Source organism: Streptomyces sp. NPDC054932, from assembly GCF_053610205.1.
Genome location: NZ_JBSGXU010000180.1, coordinates 1 through 15,945 on the forward strand (window position 1 = coordinate 1; position 15,945 = coordinate 15,945).

The 15,945-nt window shown below is 72.5% G+C and carries 19 protein-coding genes; 11 read left to right on the forward strand and 8 right to left on the reverse strand.

Translation table 11 applies throughout. From position 1 onward, the window contains the following. Nucleotides 1-51 precede the first annotated feature (51 nt). Nucleotides 52-1,029, reverse strand: a complete 978-nt coding sequence (locus ACWGE1_RS33115; RefSeq protein WP_453424148.1) for an isopenicillin N synthase family dioxygenase — start codon at nucleotides 1,027-1,029, stop codon at nucleotides 52-54. Nucleotides 1,030-1,274: 245 nt separating this feature from the next. Between ACWGE1_RS33115 and ACWGE1_RS33120 the strand changes: the two genes are divergently transcribed. The 3 genes from ACWGE1_RS33120 (at nucleotide 1,275) to ACWGE1_RS33130 (ending at nucleotide 2,899) form a co-directional block, all read left to right on the forward strand. Then, nucleotides 1,275-2,021, forward strand: a complete 747-nt coding sequence (locus ACWGE1_RS33120; protein WP_453424165.1) for a VOC family protein — start codon at nucleotides 1,275-1,277, stop codon at nucleotides 2,019-2,021. Nucleotides 2,022-2,141: 120 nt separating this feature from the next. Next, nucleotides 2,142-2,330, forward strand: coding sequence for a DUF6381 family protein (locus ACWGE1_RS33125; protein WP_030384902.1), 189 nt, complete (start codon nucleotides 2,142-2,144; stop codon nucleotides 2,328-2,330). Between the two features lie 227 nt (nucleotides 2,331-2,557). Beyond that, nucleotides 2,558-2,899, forward strand: coding sequence for a hypothetical protein (locus tag ACWGE1_RS33130; RefSeq protein ID WP_453424149.1), 342 nt, complete (start codon nucleotides 2,558-2,560; stop codon nucleotides 2,897-2,899). A 60-nt stretch (nucleotides 2,900-2,959) separates the two neighbouring features. On the opposite strand, the gene ACWGE1_RS33135 is transcribed toward ACWGE1_RS33130, so the two are convergent. After that, a complete protein-coding gene (locus tag ACWGE1_RS33135) occupies nucleotides 2,960-3,484 on the reverse strand; it encodes a hypothetical protein (RefSeq protein WP_453424150.1) in 525 nt (174 codons plus the stop codon). 167 nt (nucleotides 3,485-3,651) lie between these two features. On the opposite strand from ACWGE1_RS33135, the gene ACWGE1_RS33140 reads away from it, so the two are divergent. Continuing rightward, nucleotides 3,652-5,115, forward strand: a complete 1,464-nt coding sequence (locus ACWGE1_RS33140) for a hypothetical protein (protein ID WP_453424151.1) — start codon at nucleotides 3,652-3,654, stop codon at nucleotides 5,113-5,115. A 184-nt stretch (nucleotides 5,116-5,299) separates the two neighbouring features. Continuing rightward, the gene (locus tag ACWGE1_RS33145; protein ID WP_453424152.1) at nucleotides 5,300-5,842 is read left to right on the forward strand and encodes a DUF7674 family protein; all 543 of its coding nucleotides are present in this window, start codon (nucleotides 5,300-5,302) and stop codon (nucleotides 5,840-5,842) included. Here ACWGE1_RS33145 and ACWGE1_RS33150 read toward each other — a convergent pair. Beyond that, nucleotides 5,794-6,774 (reverse strand): ArsR/SmtB family transcription factor, encoded by a 981-nt coding sequence (locus tag ACWGE1_RS33150; RefSeq protein ID WP_453424153.1) that lies wholly within the window; start codon nucleotides 6,772-6,774, stop codon nucleotides 5,794-5,796. The two genes, ACWGE1_RS33145 and ACWGE1_RS33150, sit on opposite strands and share 49 nt — an antisense overlap. A gap of 89 nt (nucleotides 6,775-6,863) precedes the next feature. Here ACWGE1_RS33150 and ACWGE1_RS33155 point away from each other — a divergent pair, with 89 nt between their 5' ends. Both ACWGE1_RS33155 and ACWGE1_RS33160 read left to right on the forward strand, forming a co-directional pair. Beyond that, entirely contained in the window at nucleotides 6,864-8,180 is a 1,317-nt protein-coding gene (locus ACWGE1_RS33155; protein ID WP_453424154.1) for an MFS transporter, read from the forward strand. Nucleotides 8,181-8,320: 140 nt separating this feature from the next. Next, entirely contained in the window at nucleotides 8,321-8,926 is a 606-nt protein-coding gene (locus tag ACWGE1_RS33160) for a DinB family protein (protein WP_453424155.1), read from the forward strand. Nucleotides 8,927-9,100: 174 nt separating this feature from the next. On the opposite strand, the gene ACWGE1_RS33165 is transcribed toward ACWGE1_RS33160, so the two are convergent. After that, complete coding sequence (locus tag ACWGE1_RS33165) at nucleotides 9,101-10,468, reverse strand: M64 family metallopeptidase (RefSeq protein WP_453424156.1); 1,368 nt, start codon at nucleotides 10,466-10,468, stop codon at nucleotides 9,101-9,103. A 138-nt stretch (nucleotides 10,469-10,606) separates the two neighbouring features. On the opposite strand from ACWGE1_RS33165, the gene ACWGE1_RS33170 reads away from it, so the two are divergent. Continuing rightward, complete coding sequence (locus ACWGE1_RS33170) at nucleotides 10,607-11,986, forward strand: tetratricopeptide repeat protein (protein WP_453424157.1); 1,380 nt, start codon at nucleotides 10,607-10,609, stop codon at nucleotides 11,984-11,986. Here the strand turns inward: ACWGE1_RS33170 and ACWGE1_RS33175 are convergent. The 4 genes from ACWGE1_RS33175 to rpmB all read right to left on the reverse strand — a co-directional run bounded on the left by ACWGE1_RS33175 (nucleotide 11,949) and on the right by rpmB (nucleotide 14,732). Further along, on the reverse strand, nucleotides 11,949-13,472 hold the full coding sequence (locus ACWGE1_RS33175) for an MFS transporter (RefSeq protein WP_453424158.1): 1,524 nt from the start codon (nucleotides 13,470-13,472) through the stop codon (nucleotides 11,949-11,951). The genes ACWGE1_RS33170 and ACWGE1_RS33175 overlap by 38 nt on opposite strands. Before the next feature lie 47 nt (nucleotides 13,473-13,519). Further along, nucleotides 13,520-14,098: a TetR/AcrR family transcriptional regulator gene (locus ACWGE1_RS33180; RefSeq protein ID WP_453424159.1), complete on the reverse strand. Its 579-nt coding sequence runs from the start codon at nucleotides 14,096-14,098 to the stop codon at nucleotides 13,520-13,522. A 92-nt stretch (nucleotides 14,099-14,190) separates the two neighbouring features. Further along, entirely contained in the window at nucleotides 14,191-14,496 is a 306-nt protein-coding gene (gene rpsN / locus ACWGE1_RS33185) for a 30S ribosomal protein S14 (RefSeq protein ID WP_453424160.1), read from the reverse strand. Then, nucleotides 14,496-14,732 (reverse strand): 50S ribosomal protein L28, encoded by a 237-nt coding sequence (rpmB, locus tag ACWGE1_RS33190; protein ID WP_453424161.1) that lies wholly within the window; start codon nucleotides 14,730-14,732, stop codon nucleotides 14,496-14,498. Before rpmB ends, rpsN begins: the two co-directional genes overlap by 1 nt. A gap of 64 nt (nucleotides 14,733-14,796) precedes the next feature. Between rpmB and rpmG the strand changes: the two genes are divergently transcribed. The 3 genes from rpmG to ACWGE1_RS33205 form a co-directional block, all read left to right on the forward strand. Then, on the forward strand, nucleotides 14,797-14,961 hold the full coding sequence (rpmG, locus tag ACWGE1_RS33195) for a 50S ribosomal protein L33 (protein ID WP_453424162.1): 165 nt from the start codon (nucleotides 14,797-14,799) through the stop codon (nucleotides 14,959-14,961). A gap of 31 nt (nucleotides 14,962-14,992) precedes the next feature. Beyond that, nucleotides 14,993-15,241: a type B 50S ribosomal protein L31 gene (locus ACWGE1_RS33200; protein ID WP_453424163.1), complete on the forward strand. Its 249-nt coding sequence runs from the start codon at nucleotides 14,993-14,995 to the stop codon at nucleotides 15,239-15,241. Further along, nucleotides 15,238-15,945: GTP-binding protein (locus ACWGE1_RS33205; RefSeq protein ID WP_453424164.1), on the forward strand; the 708-nt coding region annotated here is incomplete at its 3' end. The genes ACWGE1_RS33200 and ACWGE1_RS33205, both read left to right, overlap by 4 nt.

Here is a 15,945-nt window from a genome sequence, read left to right on the forward strand (position 1 = left end):
CGCCCTGCCTGTTCCCCGGGGAACAGGCAGGGCGCCGGGTCACGCGCCGGGTCACTCCTGGGGCGTGGGCACGCTGATCGAGTCGAGTTTGCCCCGCAGGTAGGTGTGGGAGTCGACGGGGTCGTGCACCACCCGGCCGACCGGGGCGGGCAGGGACTCCACCCGGGTGTGCGGGTCGCACTCGTAGAAGTAGACGAGGGAGATCAGCTCCTCGGCGGGGGTGTGGGCGGGCGGGGGCAGCACGCGGTGGCGGCCCGCGCGCCAGCGGTCGCCCGTCCAGCGGGCCATGAGATCGCCGATGTTGACGGTGAGCGCCGCCGGGTCGTAGGGCGCGTCCTGCCAGCCGTCGGTGTCGGTGTGGATCTGGAGCCCGCCCGCGCCCAGTTGCCGGTCGAGTACCGTGACCGTCCCGAAGTCCGTGTGCGCCCCGATCCGGAACTGGCCGGGCAGTGGCGGGCCGACGACCTCGGTGCCCGGGTACCAGTTGAGGTTGAACCCCCAGGTGGGGTGTGAGGTGTGGCGGGTGAAGTGGTCCTCGGCGAGGCCCAGGGCACCCGCCAGGAGCTCCAGCAGTTCGTCGGAGAGGAGCCTCATCAGGCGCAGGTACTCCGTCACCAGCGGCCGGAGCTGCGGCACTTCTGCCGGCCAGACGTTCGGCAGGAACCACTCGGCGTCCACGGCGGGGAGGCCGGTGGGGTCCTCGGCCGCGAAGGACCAGGATTCCTTGAGGTCGGGCGGCGAGGCCGTCCCCTCCGCGTAGCTGTTGGCCTCCGCCCCGGGACCGAGCCAGCCCCGGCCGCCGACCGTGACGGCGTACGGTCCCTTCGCGCTCGCGGGCAGCCGGAAGAACGCACCCGCCGCCTCCCGGATCCGGGCGGGCAGGGCGGGGTCCACGCCGTGCCCGGTCACCAGCAGGAAGCCGGCCGCCCGCAGGGCCTCGTCGACGCGGGCGGCCGTCCGGGCACGTGCTTCGGGCCCGCCGGACCGCCACGGCCCGAGGTCGATCACGGGAATCTGGGATCCGGCCATGGGAGACCTGCCTTCCGGGGCTGCGGGGGGGTCCGGGACCGAGGCTATCGCCGAGCGCCACCCGGCGGGATCGCCACGGAGCGTGATTCTCGGACACCTTCTGTGTGCAGTTGCCGCCGCAGATCGCGAAGATCGTCACCAAAAGGACCAGAATGAGAAGCGGAGCGGGCGGCTCATCAGGGACGGAGCGAGCGGTGGAGATTTCGACGAGGGAGGTCTTCGGGGCCCCGTGCTGGGTGAGCCTGATGACGCGCGACCTCGGCACGGCCCAGCATTTCTACGGTGCGGTCGCGGGCTGGCGGTTCCGCCCGACCCGCCTCGGCGAAGCGTTCTCGCTGGCCTACCGGGGCCGCGTACCGGTGGCGGGCATCGGGGCGCTGGCCGTGGACCTGGGGGTCGCGGCGGCGTGGACCCCGTACTTCGCCGTCGACGACGCCGATGTGGCGGTGGACCGGATCCGGGAGCGGACGGGCACGATCGCGGTCGGTCCGGTCTCCTTCGAGTCCGGCGGCCGCGCCGCGCTCGTCGCGGACCCCGACGGCGCCGTCTTCGGGATCTGGGAGGGAAATGTGGAGGCGGACTGGCGGGTGGGCAGGGGCCCCGCACCCGCCTGGCTGGAACTGCGCACGAGGAACGCCCTCGACGCGGCGATGTTCTACGGCGCGGTGCTGGAGTGGGCCACCGGCCGCGCCGGCTGCTGCGAGGTCTCGTACGAGGAGGACCAGGTCGTGCTGCGGCAGGACGGCGAACCCGTCGCCCGCCTGAACAGCGGCCCCGTGGAGATCGCCTCCTACTCCCCGCACACCAGGCCCCGCTGGCACGTCCACTTCCGCGTGCCGAAGCTCCGTCCGGCGGTGGAGACGGCCGTCTCGCTGGGCGGGCGGACCGTCTCGGACATCACCTCGAACGCGGCGGAGCGGTGGGTGACGCTCCGCGACCCGGACGGGGCGCTGTTCACGCTCACCACCGCCCTCGGCTCGGACACGGACTGACCGCCCCCGCTGACGACCGCGGCAGGCCCGGCTCACACTCGGTGACGCTTCGAGATGCGCGCGCACGGCAGTCCTGGTTCGCTGAATCCGCCCGCTCTCCCACAGATCCAAGGAGCGATCATGAGCGTTTCAGGCGAGTCCCGCGGCCGGTCCCAGCAGATGCGCGCCAAGGCCCAGGAGCTGAACGATGCGGCCGAGCGTTCCACCGACCCGGAAGAGCGCCGTCGGCTGAAGGAGAAGGCCCGCCGCCTCCAGGAGCAGAGCGAGCAGGAGGGCCGTATGGACGACCGGGGCATGGACCCCATGTAGCCCGTACGCCTCCCCCACTGCTCCGGCACCGGCCGGTGTCCGCCGCGATCCCCCGTCGCCGCGGCCACCGGCCGCTGTGCGGTCCGCCGCGGGCCGGCGAGTGCGCCTGGGTCGTCTCTGTTCGGATCCTGCCGGGCCGCCAAGATCCGAAAGAGATCTAGGGTGAGGGGCCGGACCGTCCGCGCGGCCGGGGGCTGCCCCGGACCGCCTTCCCCCAGGAGTCATCCGTGGCGCGCTCGCTCGACGGCCTCGTCTTCGCCCCCGTGGCCGACCAGGCGCCCGGCCAGGTCGGCCGGCAGACCCGGTTCGAGTACCACGAGCAGGACGGCCGGGTCTGGGCGGAATACCGCGGCGGGGAGGTCCTCAGGGGCTACCTCGTCGGCACGCGGGCCGGGCGGACCGTCGACTTCCGTTACGTCCAGCTCCGGCTCGACGGCACGACCGCCTCCGGGCACTGCACCTCGCTCGTGACGGAGCTCCCCGACGGCCGCCTCCGCCTGGAGGAGACGTGGTCATGGGAGTCCCAGGAGGGCCACGGCACCAGCGTCGTCGAGCAGCTGCCCGGCTGAAAGGGCCCGGCCCCGCCGGGAGCCGCGCCCTTCGCACGCGTCCGGGGCCGGATGCCCGGGTCAGATCGCGAGCTCGACGGTCGAGCTGCCCGTGGGGCTCGGCACACGGGGCTTCTGCCGGTCCGCACACTGTTCGGGCGTGTCGATTCCGAGGCACAGCTGCGGCCCCTGGGGGACCACGACGGTGTCGTCGCCCTTCGGCAGCGGCTTGCCGTCGACGCACAGCCCCGGGAGCGCCATCGGGTCGTTGCAGGACTCCTCCGTAACGATGCCGGGCTCGGAGTCAGCGGGCTCGGAGTCCGCAGGCTCGGAGTCCGCGGGGGCGGAGTCGGCCGGGTCGGAGCCTGCTGGGTCGCCGGGCTCCTCGGCCTCGTCGGCGGGGTTCTCGGGGGACGCTGCCTCTTCGTTGTCCCCGCCCCAGCTTCCGTCCTGGTCTTGATCGCCCCGCTCTGCCGGGAGGGTGACCGTGTGCGGCGCGGCCGGGGCGGCGAACGCGCCGGTGGGCAGGAGTACGCCGCCCGCCACCAGCGAGGTCGAAGCGGTGAGAAGCGCGAGGCGCAGGGGGGTACGGAAGATCCGGGACATGGCAACCTCCTGGGTGCGGGGATGAGGGGTGGGCCACCGGTTCCGTGCGGCCCATACCTCGATTAGGCCCCGTCGGCCGGAATCGCGTCATGACCCTCGATGTCGTGACTTGACAGGTACCGGTGGCCCCGCACCGCCCTTCACCCGGATGCATAGGATGATCAGCCATGCAGACTCCGCCGAAGCTTCCGGTTCCGGTCCACCTCCGTGAGGTCCTCGAAGGGCTCGCCCGGAACGCGGAGCTACCCGTTCCGCTGCTGCGGCGGCTGATCCACCACGGCCCGGCCCGCGAGGAGGCGGCGAGGTGGCGGAAGGATCTGACGGAGCGTCTGGCCGAGGAGATCATGGCCGTCGGCGACGAGTGGGCGACCCACTCGCTCGCCTGCAACCCCGACCTTCCGCTCGACGTCAAGCGCGAGCTGGCGCGGAGCGACGACGACTCGGTCCGCGCGGCCGTGGCCAGTCGCGACGTCTCCCTCCCGCGGGACCTGTTCGCGGCGTTCGTCGCCGACCCGGCCGCGCAGGTCCGCAAGGCGGTGGCGGGCCACGGGCGGGTGCCGGCCGATCTGCGCGCCCGGTTGGCCGCCGATCCGGACCCCGTGGTCCGCGCCGAGCTCGCACAGTGGTGGACCGATGCCCCGGAGAACGTCCGCCGCACCCTGCTGACCGACTCCGAGCCCACGGTCCGGGCAGCCGCCTGCGCCGTCTACTTCCGCAAGCTGCCGCACCCCGTACCTCCGGCCGACCTCCACCCGGGGCTGCTCGCCGACCCCGTGACCAGAGCGGGCGTGGTACCGCACATCGATCTCGACCCGCAGACGGCGCGCAGGTTGGCGGCCGACGAGGACCCCGACGTCCGCGGCGCCCTCGCGGGCCACCCGGGGCTTGCCGCAGATCTCGTGGAGCTGCTGGGACGCGACGAGAACCCACTGGTCCGGGCCGAGGTCTTCACGCGCAGGGACACCCCCGAGGGGCTGCGTGCGGTGATCCACGCGGGCCTGCAGGCCGGGTCGGAGAGGGCCGGGGCCGACCTCATCGAGGCGGACGAGCAGGACTTCTTCTGCTCCCTCGCGATGATGGACCTGAACATGCGGATCCTCCCGTGGGTGCGGGAGGATCCCCTCGCCCACGCCGACTCGCCGTACGTCGTGTTCCGCCGCTCGGCCGCGTCGGCCGGAGACGCCCTGCCACCTGCGGCCGTCAGCCGGCTGTTCGAGGACGAGGACGGCAAGGTCCGGACGGCGATGGCCGCCGCGGTGTCCGTACTGGACCCGGAGACGGCCGAACGCCTCGAACGCCGGCACACGCCGAGCCGCAAGTTCCCCGGCCGCCCGGCCGACCACGCGGTCTTCCCGCCCGGGACCATGCGCCGGTTCGCGACCGACCCCGACCCCCGGATGCGCGCCCTCGCCCTGAAGGATCCGGCGCTGCCGGCGGAACTGGTCGAACGTCTGGCCGGGGACGAGGACGCCGCGGGCCGCCGCGCGGCGGCCGCCCACCCGAACCTGCCCGTCCCGGCCCTCCTGAAGCTACTCGGGGACGAGGACGGGCGTGCGGCCGGGGCCGCGGCCCGCTCACCCCGGCTCCCCCACGCTTCGATGGAGGCGATCCTCACCGTCGCCGGCCTGTGAGCGGCGCGGCCCGGGCGGCCGGACCCTGCCGGGCCGTGTTCCGGAACTGGATCACTCATGTGATCTCCTGTCCGGAGGTGGTCCTGCCACGGGTCCACGGAGGCCACGACCGGGACCGGCTTCCGCTGTGGGATCTTCGGCGAATGTCCCGTCGTCCACTACTGACAGAAGGATCGGACCAGCTGTGATCACGGATGACATCCTCGCGCGCATGCTCGAAACGGTTCCCGAGACGAGGCCCTTCCTGGAGGAGAAGTACGAGGTCGGGCCGGGTGAGGCGCTGCCGACCTCGGAAGGCGAGCTGAGTCTCTACGGGATGCTGCTGGACGGGTTGGTCAGGCCCGTCCTCCAGCCGGCCCTGGCAGCGCCGGACGGGGACGAGGACCTGCTGCGCAGGTGCTTCGGGTTCGCCGAGGAGGTGTACGCGTACGACACCGAGCTCGCCCGCGGCGCGGTGTACTTCAATGTCCTGGAGAGCCTGCTCGACGCCAGGGAGTACCTGGTCAACGCGATCCCCTTCCTGCGGGGAAACATCAGGGAGCCCGTCTCCAAGATGCTGAGGACCTATGAGGTCGAGGGGTACGAGGACGGCCTGCCGCCCCTCTGGATGATCCCTGTCCCGCGCCTCCGTCGACGGCTCCCACCCGCGGGTCCTGAAGGGCTCAGACGCGCCGGCCCTCAGCCCGAACCGGCGACCAGTGCCTCGCCGAGCGGGGTGCGCCGGTAGAGCACCGAACGTCCGGACCGGGCGCGGACGAGCAGCCCCGCGCTCCGCAGGATGGCGAGGTGGTCTCCCACCGCGCCGGGTGCCATGGCGAGGCTTCGGGCGAGGTGGCTGGTACTGGCCGGGGCGTCCAGCGCCACCAGCAGCCGGGCCCGGGCCCGGCCGACCAGAGCGGTCAGCGCGTCCGGTTGGGGGACGGTCTCCTGTTCGCCCCACAGGGCGGCGGTGCCGCGGGCAGGATAGACCAAGGTCCTGGGCCAGGGGTCTTCCAGGTGGGCGGCGACATTCCCGACGAAGACCGAAGGGATCAGCAGTAGCCCGTCGCCGGCGAGGCGGACTGTTCCGACGCGGGGGAAGAAGCCGAGCTCGATACCGCCGGCGCGCCAGGCGATGCTCGGGTGCAGGCTCTCGATGGTCGCGGCCCATCCGTGTTCGCCGATCACCCCCACCCGGTGCACGACATCGCGCTCACAGATCGCGCGCAGTTGCGGCCAGTCCGTGGCGAGCAGCTCGTGCCACGCCTGGTCCAGCGCCTCGGCGATCCTGGAGACGGCGTCCGTCGAGTCCAGCACGGCGCGTACGTGGGGATCACCGGCGGACGGGCCGGTCGCGGTGGCGGCGAATTCGCGGCGGGCCGCTTCCAAGGGTGTGGCCCGGATCACGGCCAGGTCGTCCGCCCAGGTCTGGTTGAGGCCGCGCGGGGGCGGGGCGACGAAGTCCGCGCCGCCCGCAGGGGTGTACAGGGCGAGGGCGGCGTTCAGGTCGGTCTCGCGGCGAAGCCGTTCAAAGGCCGGCAGGAGCCGGGTGGCCCAGGCTCGCGGCAGCGGCCGGTCTTGGCCGGCGAGGGCGCGTAGCAGCAAGCAGAGGTCCATGGCGGGCGACAGTGCGAAGCGGCTGCGCAGCAGGTCCTCGACGGAGACTTCGAAGCGGAGCACGCTGCCAGGCTACCGCGGGAGGTCGGTTCCGATTCGTCCAGCGACGAATCATTGGTGAGTGGTGTGGGCGCACGGCGAGGCTGGGCGTCATGACCCCAACCGCCGAACCCGCGCAGGTCAACCACCGTGCCACCTACCGGGAGGTGCTGGCCGAGCCTCGCTTCCGGCTGCTCTTCTCGACCCGTATCGTCGCGATCACTGCGGGCTCGCTGCGGATCACCACGTTCTCGGTGCTGGTCTTCGCGGCCACCGGCTCCGCGCTGTTGAGCGCACTGGCCTTCGGCATCGGCTTTCTCCCGCAGTTGTTCGGCTCGCTGCTGCTGGGCTCACTGGCCGACCGACTGCCGCCGCGTGCGCTCATCGCCGGCGGCTACGCCTTGGAGTGCGCCGCCGCCCTGCTGCTCGCCCTGGTGCGGATGCCGATCGCGGCAAGCCTCGGTGTCGTGGCGCTGGTCGCCCTCGCCACACCGGTGTTCAGCGGTGCGTCGAGTCGGCTGGTCGCGCAGTGGCTGGAGGGCGACGCCTATGTCCTGGGCCGTTCGCTGAACAACATCGCCGCCTCGGGGGCGCAATTGTTCGGTCTGGCGCTGGGAGGTGCGGCCGTCGCGGTACTCGGCCCGCACCGGGCACTCGCGGTGAGCGCCGCCCTCTACCTCGGCTGCGCGCTCGCCGTCCGCATCCGGCTACCCCGGCTGCAGCCGGGAGAGTTCGGCGGCACGCCCGGCAGCGCTCGCGGCCATGGCGGGCCCGTCCGGGCAAGCCTGCACGGCGCGGGCCTGCTGCTGCGCGGAGACACGGTGCGACGACTGATGCTGGCCCAGTGGCTACCGCCCGCGTTCGTAGCGGGCGCGGAAGGCCTGATCGTCGCCTACGCGGGAGGACGCCACTTCGCCCCCGGCCGGTACGCGGTGCTGATGGGCTGTCTGCCGGTCGGCATGTTTGTCGGCGACCTACTGGTGGGCCGACTCCTACCGCCATCCACCCGGGAGCGGCTGGTAGTCCCGTTGATTGCGCTGATGGGACTGCCGCTGGTCGGCTTCGCCGCCGAGCCCGGAGTGGGCGTCTCGTCCTGTCTGCTGCTGCTCTGCGGCTTCGGATTCGCCTACGGTCTCGGCCTGCAACGGCCGTTCCTGGACGCCCTGCCGCAGGATGGCCAGGGCCAGGCCTTCGGCCTGCTCGGCTCCGGCAGCATGACGCTGCAGGGCATCGGGCCGGCCTGCTTCGGCTCGGTGGCCGCAGGCGTCGGAACAGGCGGCGCAATCGCCCTGGCGGGCGGCGCGGCGGCGCTCACCGCCGGCTGGATTCTCACCTGGCACCCGCCCACCTCCCGGGCCCCCGTCCCGAACCACTCAACGGGATCTACGAACGGCACCGAACAGCAGGCGGGCAGTTCTCCCGCGCAGTAACCGTCGCAGTTCGGGCCGGCCACGAGCCGTCACTCACCCCACCCCCACGTCTCTCCGACCTGAGCCTCGGCTCTGCCGGCCGTCACGGACCACGTACGGGATCTTGAGACCACGAACAGCCTATGGAAGGGTCATGCCGCATGATCGATGAATTCGCGAAGGACAACCTGCACGGGAGGCTGCGGCGGGACCGCGAGGCGCTGCTCTGGAAACTCGACGGCTTGTCCGAATACGACGCCCGCCGACCTTTGACGGCGACCGGGACCAACCTCCTCGGCCTGGTCAAACACGTGGCCACCGTCGAGGCCAGGTACTTCGGCGAGGTCTTCGACCGCCCTTCCCCGGAACCGCTGTCCCGGTGGCAGGACTCCGACGGCAGCGATCAGTGGGCGACCGAGGACGAGACCCGCGATCAGATCATCGGGTTCTACCGGCGCACGTGGGAACACTCGGATGCGACGATCAACGAGCTTGCCCTAGACGCCCCCGGCCACGTGCCGTGGTGGCCGGAGCCCCATACCAACACGAACCTGTTCGCCGTCATGGTCCACGTCCTCGGCGAGTCCATCCGGCACACCGGGCACGCCGATATCCTGCGCGAGGGCCTCGACGGCCGGACCGGGCTGCGCGCCGAACACGAGAAGCAGATCGACGAGGAAGCCCGGGCAGCCCACTGCGCGAAGATCGAGCAGGCCGCCAGGTCGGCCGCACCGATCAAGGCTCAGAAGTTGTCCCACGCGACTTGATGTTCGTGCGGCCCGATGCCGGTCGTGGGTGCTGTACACGACGGCCTCGCCTCAAGCCGCTCATCCGCGGCATCCCCGCCGCTGCCGCCCACCGCTCATCCGAAAGGTCCCCTCGCCCCACACCGTGATCACCACGGCACGGGACGAGGTCGCGCACCCAGTTCTGAACACGGCCTAGAGCCGGACGTTCCAGTCGACCGTGGAGCGCAGGGTGCGGATGATCTTCGGGTCGCGCACCGACGGGGTGCGGTCCTCGGCCGTCACCGACAGGCGGTGCGTGCGGAGGTCGAAGAGCCACAGCTCTGCCACCGACACCTCGGTGCGGCCCTCGAAGCGCTTCAGTTCCCGGCCGTCGAGGTACCAGCGCACCACGAGTTGGCGGCCGTCGGCACCGGCCAGCCTCGGCACGGACGCCTTCGCCGTGTGGCGCAGCCGCAGCGTGCGGTCGGTCGGGGTGACCGGGCTGACGATCCGCGCGTGCTGGTAGAAACCGCCGATCATGGACTCGACGCCGGGCAGGTTGAAGGGCTTTCCGAGGACCCGCATGAGCGAGTTGTCGGTGGGGCGGTTCAGCCCGGTCACGAAGTAGTTGCCGCCCTCGTACGCGCCGACCGTGCCGCCGTCGGGTGATTCCTCGCCGAGCCAGCGGTACCACTTGGTCCGGCGCGCGGCCATGCGTTCGGCCGAGAGGGCCGAGCTGTTGGATTCGGCGGGCTCGGGGCCGGTGTACTTCTCGTAGTCCGGGACGCCCGGGTAGAAGTATTCGTCGGCGAGTTTGCCGAGGGAGTGGCCGGTCTCGTGGATGGCGACCTGACCGGATTTGGGGTGGCCCGCGGAGGCCGTCGATATCCCCTCGTAGCCGAGGGTGGCGCTGGCCTCGTTGTAGCCCGCTCCGCCGTACTTGGCGCTGTTGGCCAGGACGATGACGAGGTCGGCGGCGGGCGCCTTCGCCACGTACGCGTCGACCTTGGGCTGGTCGATGCAGAGCAGCCGCTCGATGTTGTCGCACCAGAAGTACGAACCGAGGGCCGTGTCGCGGACGGTGGCCGGGTCGGGGTCGCCGGAGACTCCGGAGTCGTGCGAGACCGCGTCGACCGTCCAGACGTTGAAGAGGTTGCGGTAGGTGGTGTAGGGCTCGACGGCGGTGACCTCGGCCCATTTCTGCTCGGCGTCGGTGTGGAACCGCGCCAGCTCGGCGGCGGTGTATCCGTCACCGATGACCACGACGTCGAGGCGGTCGGCGGTGGAGCCGTTGTCGACCATCTTGGTGACCTCGCCGTCGGCCGCGCGCTCGGCCGCGGAGAGCCGGCCCGAGGCCTTCGCCGGGCTGCCGGCGGCCGGTACGCGGGCATGGCCCGATCCGGCGTCACCGCCGTGCTCCGGCCCCGGTATCTCCACCTCCACCCGGGGCGCGGTCGCGGCGTCGGCCGCGCCCGCCGGTCCGGCGGCCACCAGCGCGGCGGTCGCGCAGATCGCCGCGACGGCTCCGCGCAGCGCCGAGCGCACGGCCGGACGCCTGTCCGGACGTCTGACTGGATCCATGAAGTCCTCCCCCGGGAACGGAAGTTAAGCAGCTTGTTAAGCGCAGTGAATCGGTTGCTTAAACTAGGGGGCGCGCGAGAGGTGCGCAATGCCTGCTCCCCCTGAATACTGGGGAGTTCGAGCACCCAGGGGGATTCCATGGACGAACCGGCCCGGATCGGTCGCAGGGTTCAGCGCATGCGCGGCGAACTCGGTCTGACCCAGCGACAGTTGGCCGAACCTTCCTATACCTCGGCCTATATCTCCACCCTGGAGTCGGGCAAGGTCCGGCCGTCGGAGACCGCGCTGCGCTTCCTCGCCGCCCGACTGGGCACCTCGTACGAGGAGCTGGCCACCGGCCGCCCCGCCCATCTGGCCACCGAGCTGCGGCTCGCCCTCACCGATGCCCAGCAGACGCTCGCGACGGGGGCGGCCGACGAGGCCGCCGCGCGCTACCGGCGGCTGCTCTCCCAGGCGGAGGAGTTCGGGCTGCTCCCCGAGCAGGCGGAGGCGCGGCTCGGGCTCGGTGAATGCGCGCTGGAGTCCGGCGAGCTGCCGGACGCCATCGGCCACTTCGAGGCGGCCGAGCGCCTCCTGGCGGACGAGCCGCTCCCCCGCCGGGCCCGGCCGATCCGCGGCCGGGCCGTCGCGCACCTGCTCGCGGGCGAGCTGCGCTACGCCTGCTACCTGCTCGAATCCACCATCGACGAGCTGGGCGCGAGCGGGCTGACCGACCCCGAGGCGCTGGTACTGCTCAACGCCGCGATCATCGGGCCGTACCTCGACATGGGCGCCCATGCCCGCGCCGCCCGGGCCGCCGAGCTCGCGCTCGCCCTGGCTCCCCGGGTCAGCGACCCGGCGCTGGTGGCGGGCATGCACCGGCAGGTGGCCCGGACCTTCCTGGCCGGGGGGCGGGTGGCCGACGCCGACGCCTCACTGGCCAAGGCCCAGGAGATCTACGGCCAGTTGCGGCTGCGGACCGATCTGGCGCACTGCCACTGGATGCGCGGCTACGTACAGGCGCAGAACGGCGAACTCGCCTCGGCCGAGCGGGAGTTGCGCATCGCCCGGGACATGCTGTCGGCTCGGCGCGCGGGGCTCTACACGGCACAGGTGGAGGTAGAGCTGGCCGACGTACTGCGCCAGCTGGGCCGGTCCGAGGAGGCAGCCGGGCTGCTCTCGGCGCTGCTGGAGCTGGGGGACAGCCACGGCGCCGTGCACGCGGGCGGCGCGCATCGGCTCCTCGGCCTGATGGCCGAGGAGCGCGGTGAGGTCGAGTGCGCCGAGGAGCACTACGTACAGGCCCTGGCGCTGCTCGAGCGCAGCGGGGCGACGGGCGATCTGGCCGACCTGTGCCGGCTGCTGGGCGATCTGCTGCGGCGTACGGGCCGGGTGGAGGCCGCCATGGACGCGTACCGCACGGGCCTCGGCCACCGGGCGGCGCCCGGGACCACCACCCTGGGCCCGGCGCCCGCCGCGCCCGCGCTGCGGGCCGCCCGGGTCAGTGGTTCTCGGTGGGCTGGAGGTCCCGCGGAATGAGCGTCCAGGTCGTGGCCGCCGCGGCGACCGCGAGTACGGCTGCCAGCAGGAAGGCCGGAGTGATCGCCAGGGTGTAGGCGTGCGAGGCGGTGTCGAGCAGGGTCTGGCCGAGGGCGCCGCCGAGGCGTTCGGCGGTGTGCGCGGCCTCGCCGACGGAGTCCTGTACGGCGGCGGTGCTCGGTCCGTCCAGTTCCAGCTCGGGCAGGTTGCCCCGGTAGAGCGCCGCCGCGGTGGAGCCGAGGACGGCGACGCCCATGGCCGAGCCGAGTTCGTAGCAGGTCTCCTCGATGGCGGCGGCGCTGGAGACCTCGGCCGCGGGCGCGGCGGAGACCAGCGTCACCGAGGCCACGGTGGTGGCGAGGCCGGCGCCCAGGCCCATCACGGTCAGTGCGGCCGCGAAGGCCGGGTAGCCGAGGTCGGTGAACTGCTGGAAGGTCCAGGGCAGGGCCATGCCGGCGGCCAGGACGACCAGCCCGGCACCGAGCACGTGGCGGATGGCGAAGCGGTGCATCAGCGAGGGGGCCACCATCGAGGCGGCGATCAGCGCGAGCGGGGCCGGCAGCAGGCGCACGCCCGCCTCCAGCGGGGTGTAGCCCTCGCCGTATTGGAACCACTGGGTGACCAGGAACAGGATCGCGCCCATGCCCACCATGGGCAGGAAGATCGCGGTGGCCGCGACGCTGAACGCGGGCTTCGCGAACAGCCGTACCTGCAGAAGCGGGTTGGGCAGGCGCAGCTGACGGCGCACGAAGACGGTCAGGGCGACGGCGGCGAGCAGGAGCAGGGCCCAGGGCAGCGGGTCGGCGATTCCGCTCTTGCCGAGCTGCTTGATGCCGCCCGCGAGGGCGAGCATGCCGACGACGGACTGGCCGACGCCCCACCAGTCCCACCTGCCGGTGCTGCGCGGGGAGCGCGATTCGGGCAGGTAGCGCAGGCCGGCCGCGACGATGACGGCGGCGACGGGGAGGTTGAGCAGGAAGGCGGAGTGCCAGCCGTAGTCCTGGACCAGGAGTCCGCCGACGACCGGTCCGAAGGCCATGCCGCCGCCGAAGACGGCCGCCCAGACGGCGAGTGCGAAGGCGCGCTCCTTGGCGTCGGTGAAGACGGTGCGCAGGATCGACACGGTGGACGGCATGATGGCCGCGCCGCCGATGCCGAGCAGGGCTCGGGCCGCGATCACGTGCCAGGCCTCGGTGGAGAACACGGCTATGAGCGAGGCGAGCGAGAAGATGCCGAAGCCCGCCATCAGCAGCCGCTTGCGCCCCCAGCGGTCGCCGAGCGCGCCCGCGGTGACCAGCAGGCCGGACAGGGCGAGCGCGTAGATGTCGATGATCCACAGCTGCTGCACGGCGCCCGGCCGGAGATCGCCGACGAGCGAGGGGAAGGCCACGTTGAGGATCGTGGTGTCCATGGAAATGAGCAGGAGGCTGCCGGAGAGGATCGCCAGGACGATCCACCTGCGGGGGGCCTGCGCGGGGGTGTGCATCGGGTTCCGTTCAGAGGTGCGCGCGGCGCGCACGGCGGTGAGGAGTGTCAGGGCGCGGGAGCGCCGGCGGGGGGCTGCGCGACGGGTCGCGTCCCGCTGAGGAAGGAGGTCAGGACCAGGTGGCCGATCTGGCGCGGGGCGAGGTGCCCGTCGCGGACGCCCTCGGCGGCCGCGTCGAGCAGGCCCCAGAGCGAGTACCAGATCCAGTACGGCGGCAGGTCCGCGCGCAGCCGGCCCAGCCGCTGGCCGAGGGCGAGGAAGGCCAGGGCCCGCTGGTCCTGCCGGTCGACGCCGGCCCGGAATTCGGGGTCCGCGAGAACGGTGGCGTCCCGCGAGGTGAAGCCGTAGAGGTGCGCGGCGGGCATCAGGGCGATGACCAGTTCCTCGAGGGCTGCGTCAAAGGCGGCCGCGTCGGCGTTCTGCTCCAGGTCGAGCGGGGCCAGGCACCCGTCGACCACTTCGATCGCCCGGACGGCGACGGCCTTGAGCAGGGCTTCGCGGGTCGCGTGGCGGCGGCTCAGCGTGGCGCGGCTGGTGCCGATGCCGGCGGCGATCTGCACCATCGATGCGCTGTGGTCGCCAGCGAGGATGCGGGCGGCGCCGTCCAGCAGTTCTTCTTCGTTCATCGCGAGTGAGCCTCCTTCGCCTCGAACGATACAAGATTGTCTCATCCGAGGCAAAGGTGACCCAGCGCAGCGATTGGAACGTCAGCGGGGCGTCACCAGGACGACTTCGTGACCCCCGGCAGGAATCCGGCGTGCGCCTGGGCACGCATCCGGATGCGGGAGAGCCCGAACCTCCGCAGGTGTCCGCGCGGCCGCCCGTCCACCGCATCCCGGTTGCGCACGCGGGTGGCGCTCGCGTCGCGCGGCTGGCGCCGCAGTTCCGCGAGGGCCGCGGAGCGGTCGGCTCCGGTCGAGGACGGCCGCCGGAGCACCTCCTTCAGCTCCGCCCGCCGGGCGGCATGGCGCTCGACGGTCACCCGCCGCCGCCCGTTCCGCGCGATCTCGCTCTTCCTCGCCATCAGACCTTCACTCCGCGGGCCCGGATGCGGGCCACGGCGCTCTCGACGCCGATGACGTCCACGGCCTTGATCGCCTTCGCGCTGAGGGTGAGGCGCACATGTCGCCCCTCGCTCGCGAGCCAGTACCGCTTGCGCTGGACGTTGGGGTCGAAGCGGCGGGACGTGCGCCGGTGCGAGTGGGAGATGTTGTTGCCGAAGCCCGGCCGGGCCCCGGTCAGCTGACAGTGGGCGGACACGGTGGTACCTGCCTCTCATGGAAGTTGTTATTGGAAATGGAAATCGTTCCCATATACTAGCCCCATGGCACGCAACGAAGTACGCCCGATCGTCAGGCTCCGCTCCACCGCGGGCACCGGCTTCACCTACGTCACCCGCAAGAACCGGCGCAACGACCCCGACCGCATGGTGCTGCGCAAGTTCGACCCGGTCGTCCGCCGGCACGTCGACTTCCGCGAAGAGCGCTGACCCGCCCCACCACGTTTCGAAGGAGCGCACCGTGAAGCCCGCAATCCACCCCAGCTACGGTCCCGTCGTCTTCCGCGACAAGGCCGCCGACTTCGCCTTCCTCACCCGGTCCACCGCCACCAGCGACAGGACCGTCGTATGGGAGGACGGCCACACCTACCCCGTCATCGACGTCGAGATCTCCTCGCAGAGCCACCCCTTCTACACCGGCACCGCCCGTGTCCTGGACACCGCCGGACGCGTCGAACGCTTCCAGCGCCGCTACGGGAGCAAGCCGTGACGCTGCCCGTCGTCATCGTCGGCGGGCTCCACGGCGACGCCCGCCGCAGTGCGGTGCGGGAGCTGCTGGCCACCGTGCCCGGCAGCGTCGCCCTGCACCACGACCTGGCCACGGCGGCCGGGGGGACCGTACGGCGCCTGGTGCGCGACGCCTCGGGCGAGCTGTCCCGGGGCGAGGCGCCCCTGGTCAACGACTGCGCGTGCTGCGCGCTGCGCGAGGACCTGCTCCCCGAACTGTGGCGGCTGGCCTCGGACGGGCTGACCCGGCTCGCCGTCGTCGAGCTGTGGGACTCCGTCGAGCCGCGCGCCATGGCCGAGGTCGTCGCCGCGCACGGCGGCGAAGCCCTCGAACTCACCAATGTGATCACCGCCGTCGACCCCGCGCTCGTCCTGGCGTACCTCGCCGACGGGGACGACCTGGCGGAGGCGGGACTCGCCGCGGCCCCCACCGACCGGCGGACCGTCGGGGACACCTGGGCCCGGCAGCTGGAGTACGCGCCCGTGCTCGCGCTCGCCGACGGCGCGGACGCCACCGACGAGGACCGCGCCCTGCTGGCCCAGCTCCATCCGACCGCCCGCCGGGTCGACACCGGATCCGGCGAGCTGGCCCGTGTGGCCTTCGCCGGATTCGTCACCGAGGCGGCGGCCGCCGCCCAGCACCCGGCCTGCGCGCTGCTGCCGCAGGAGGCGGGCGAGGGGGGGGGC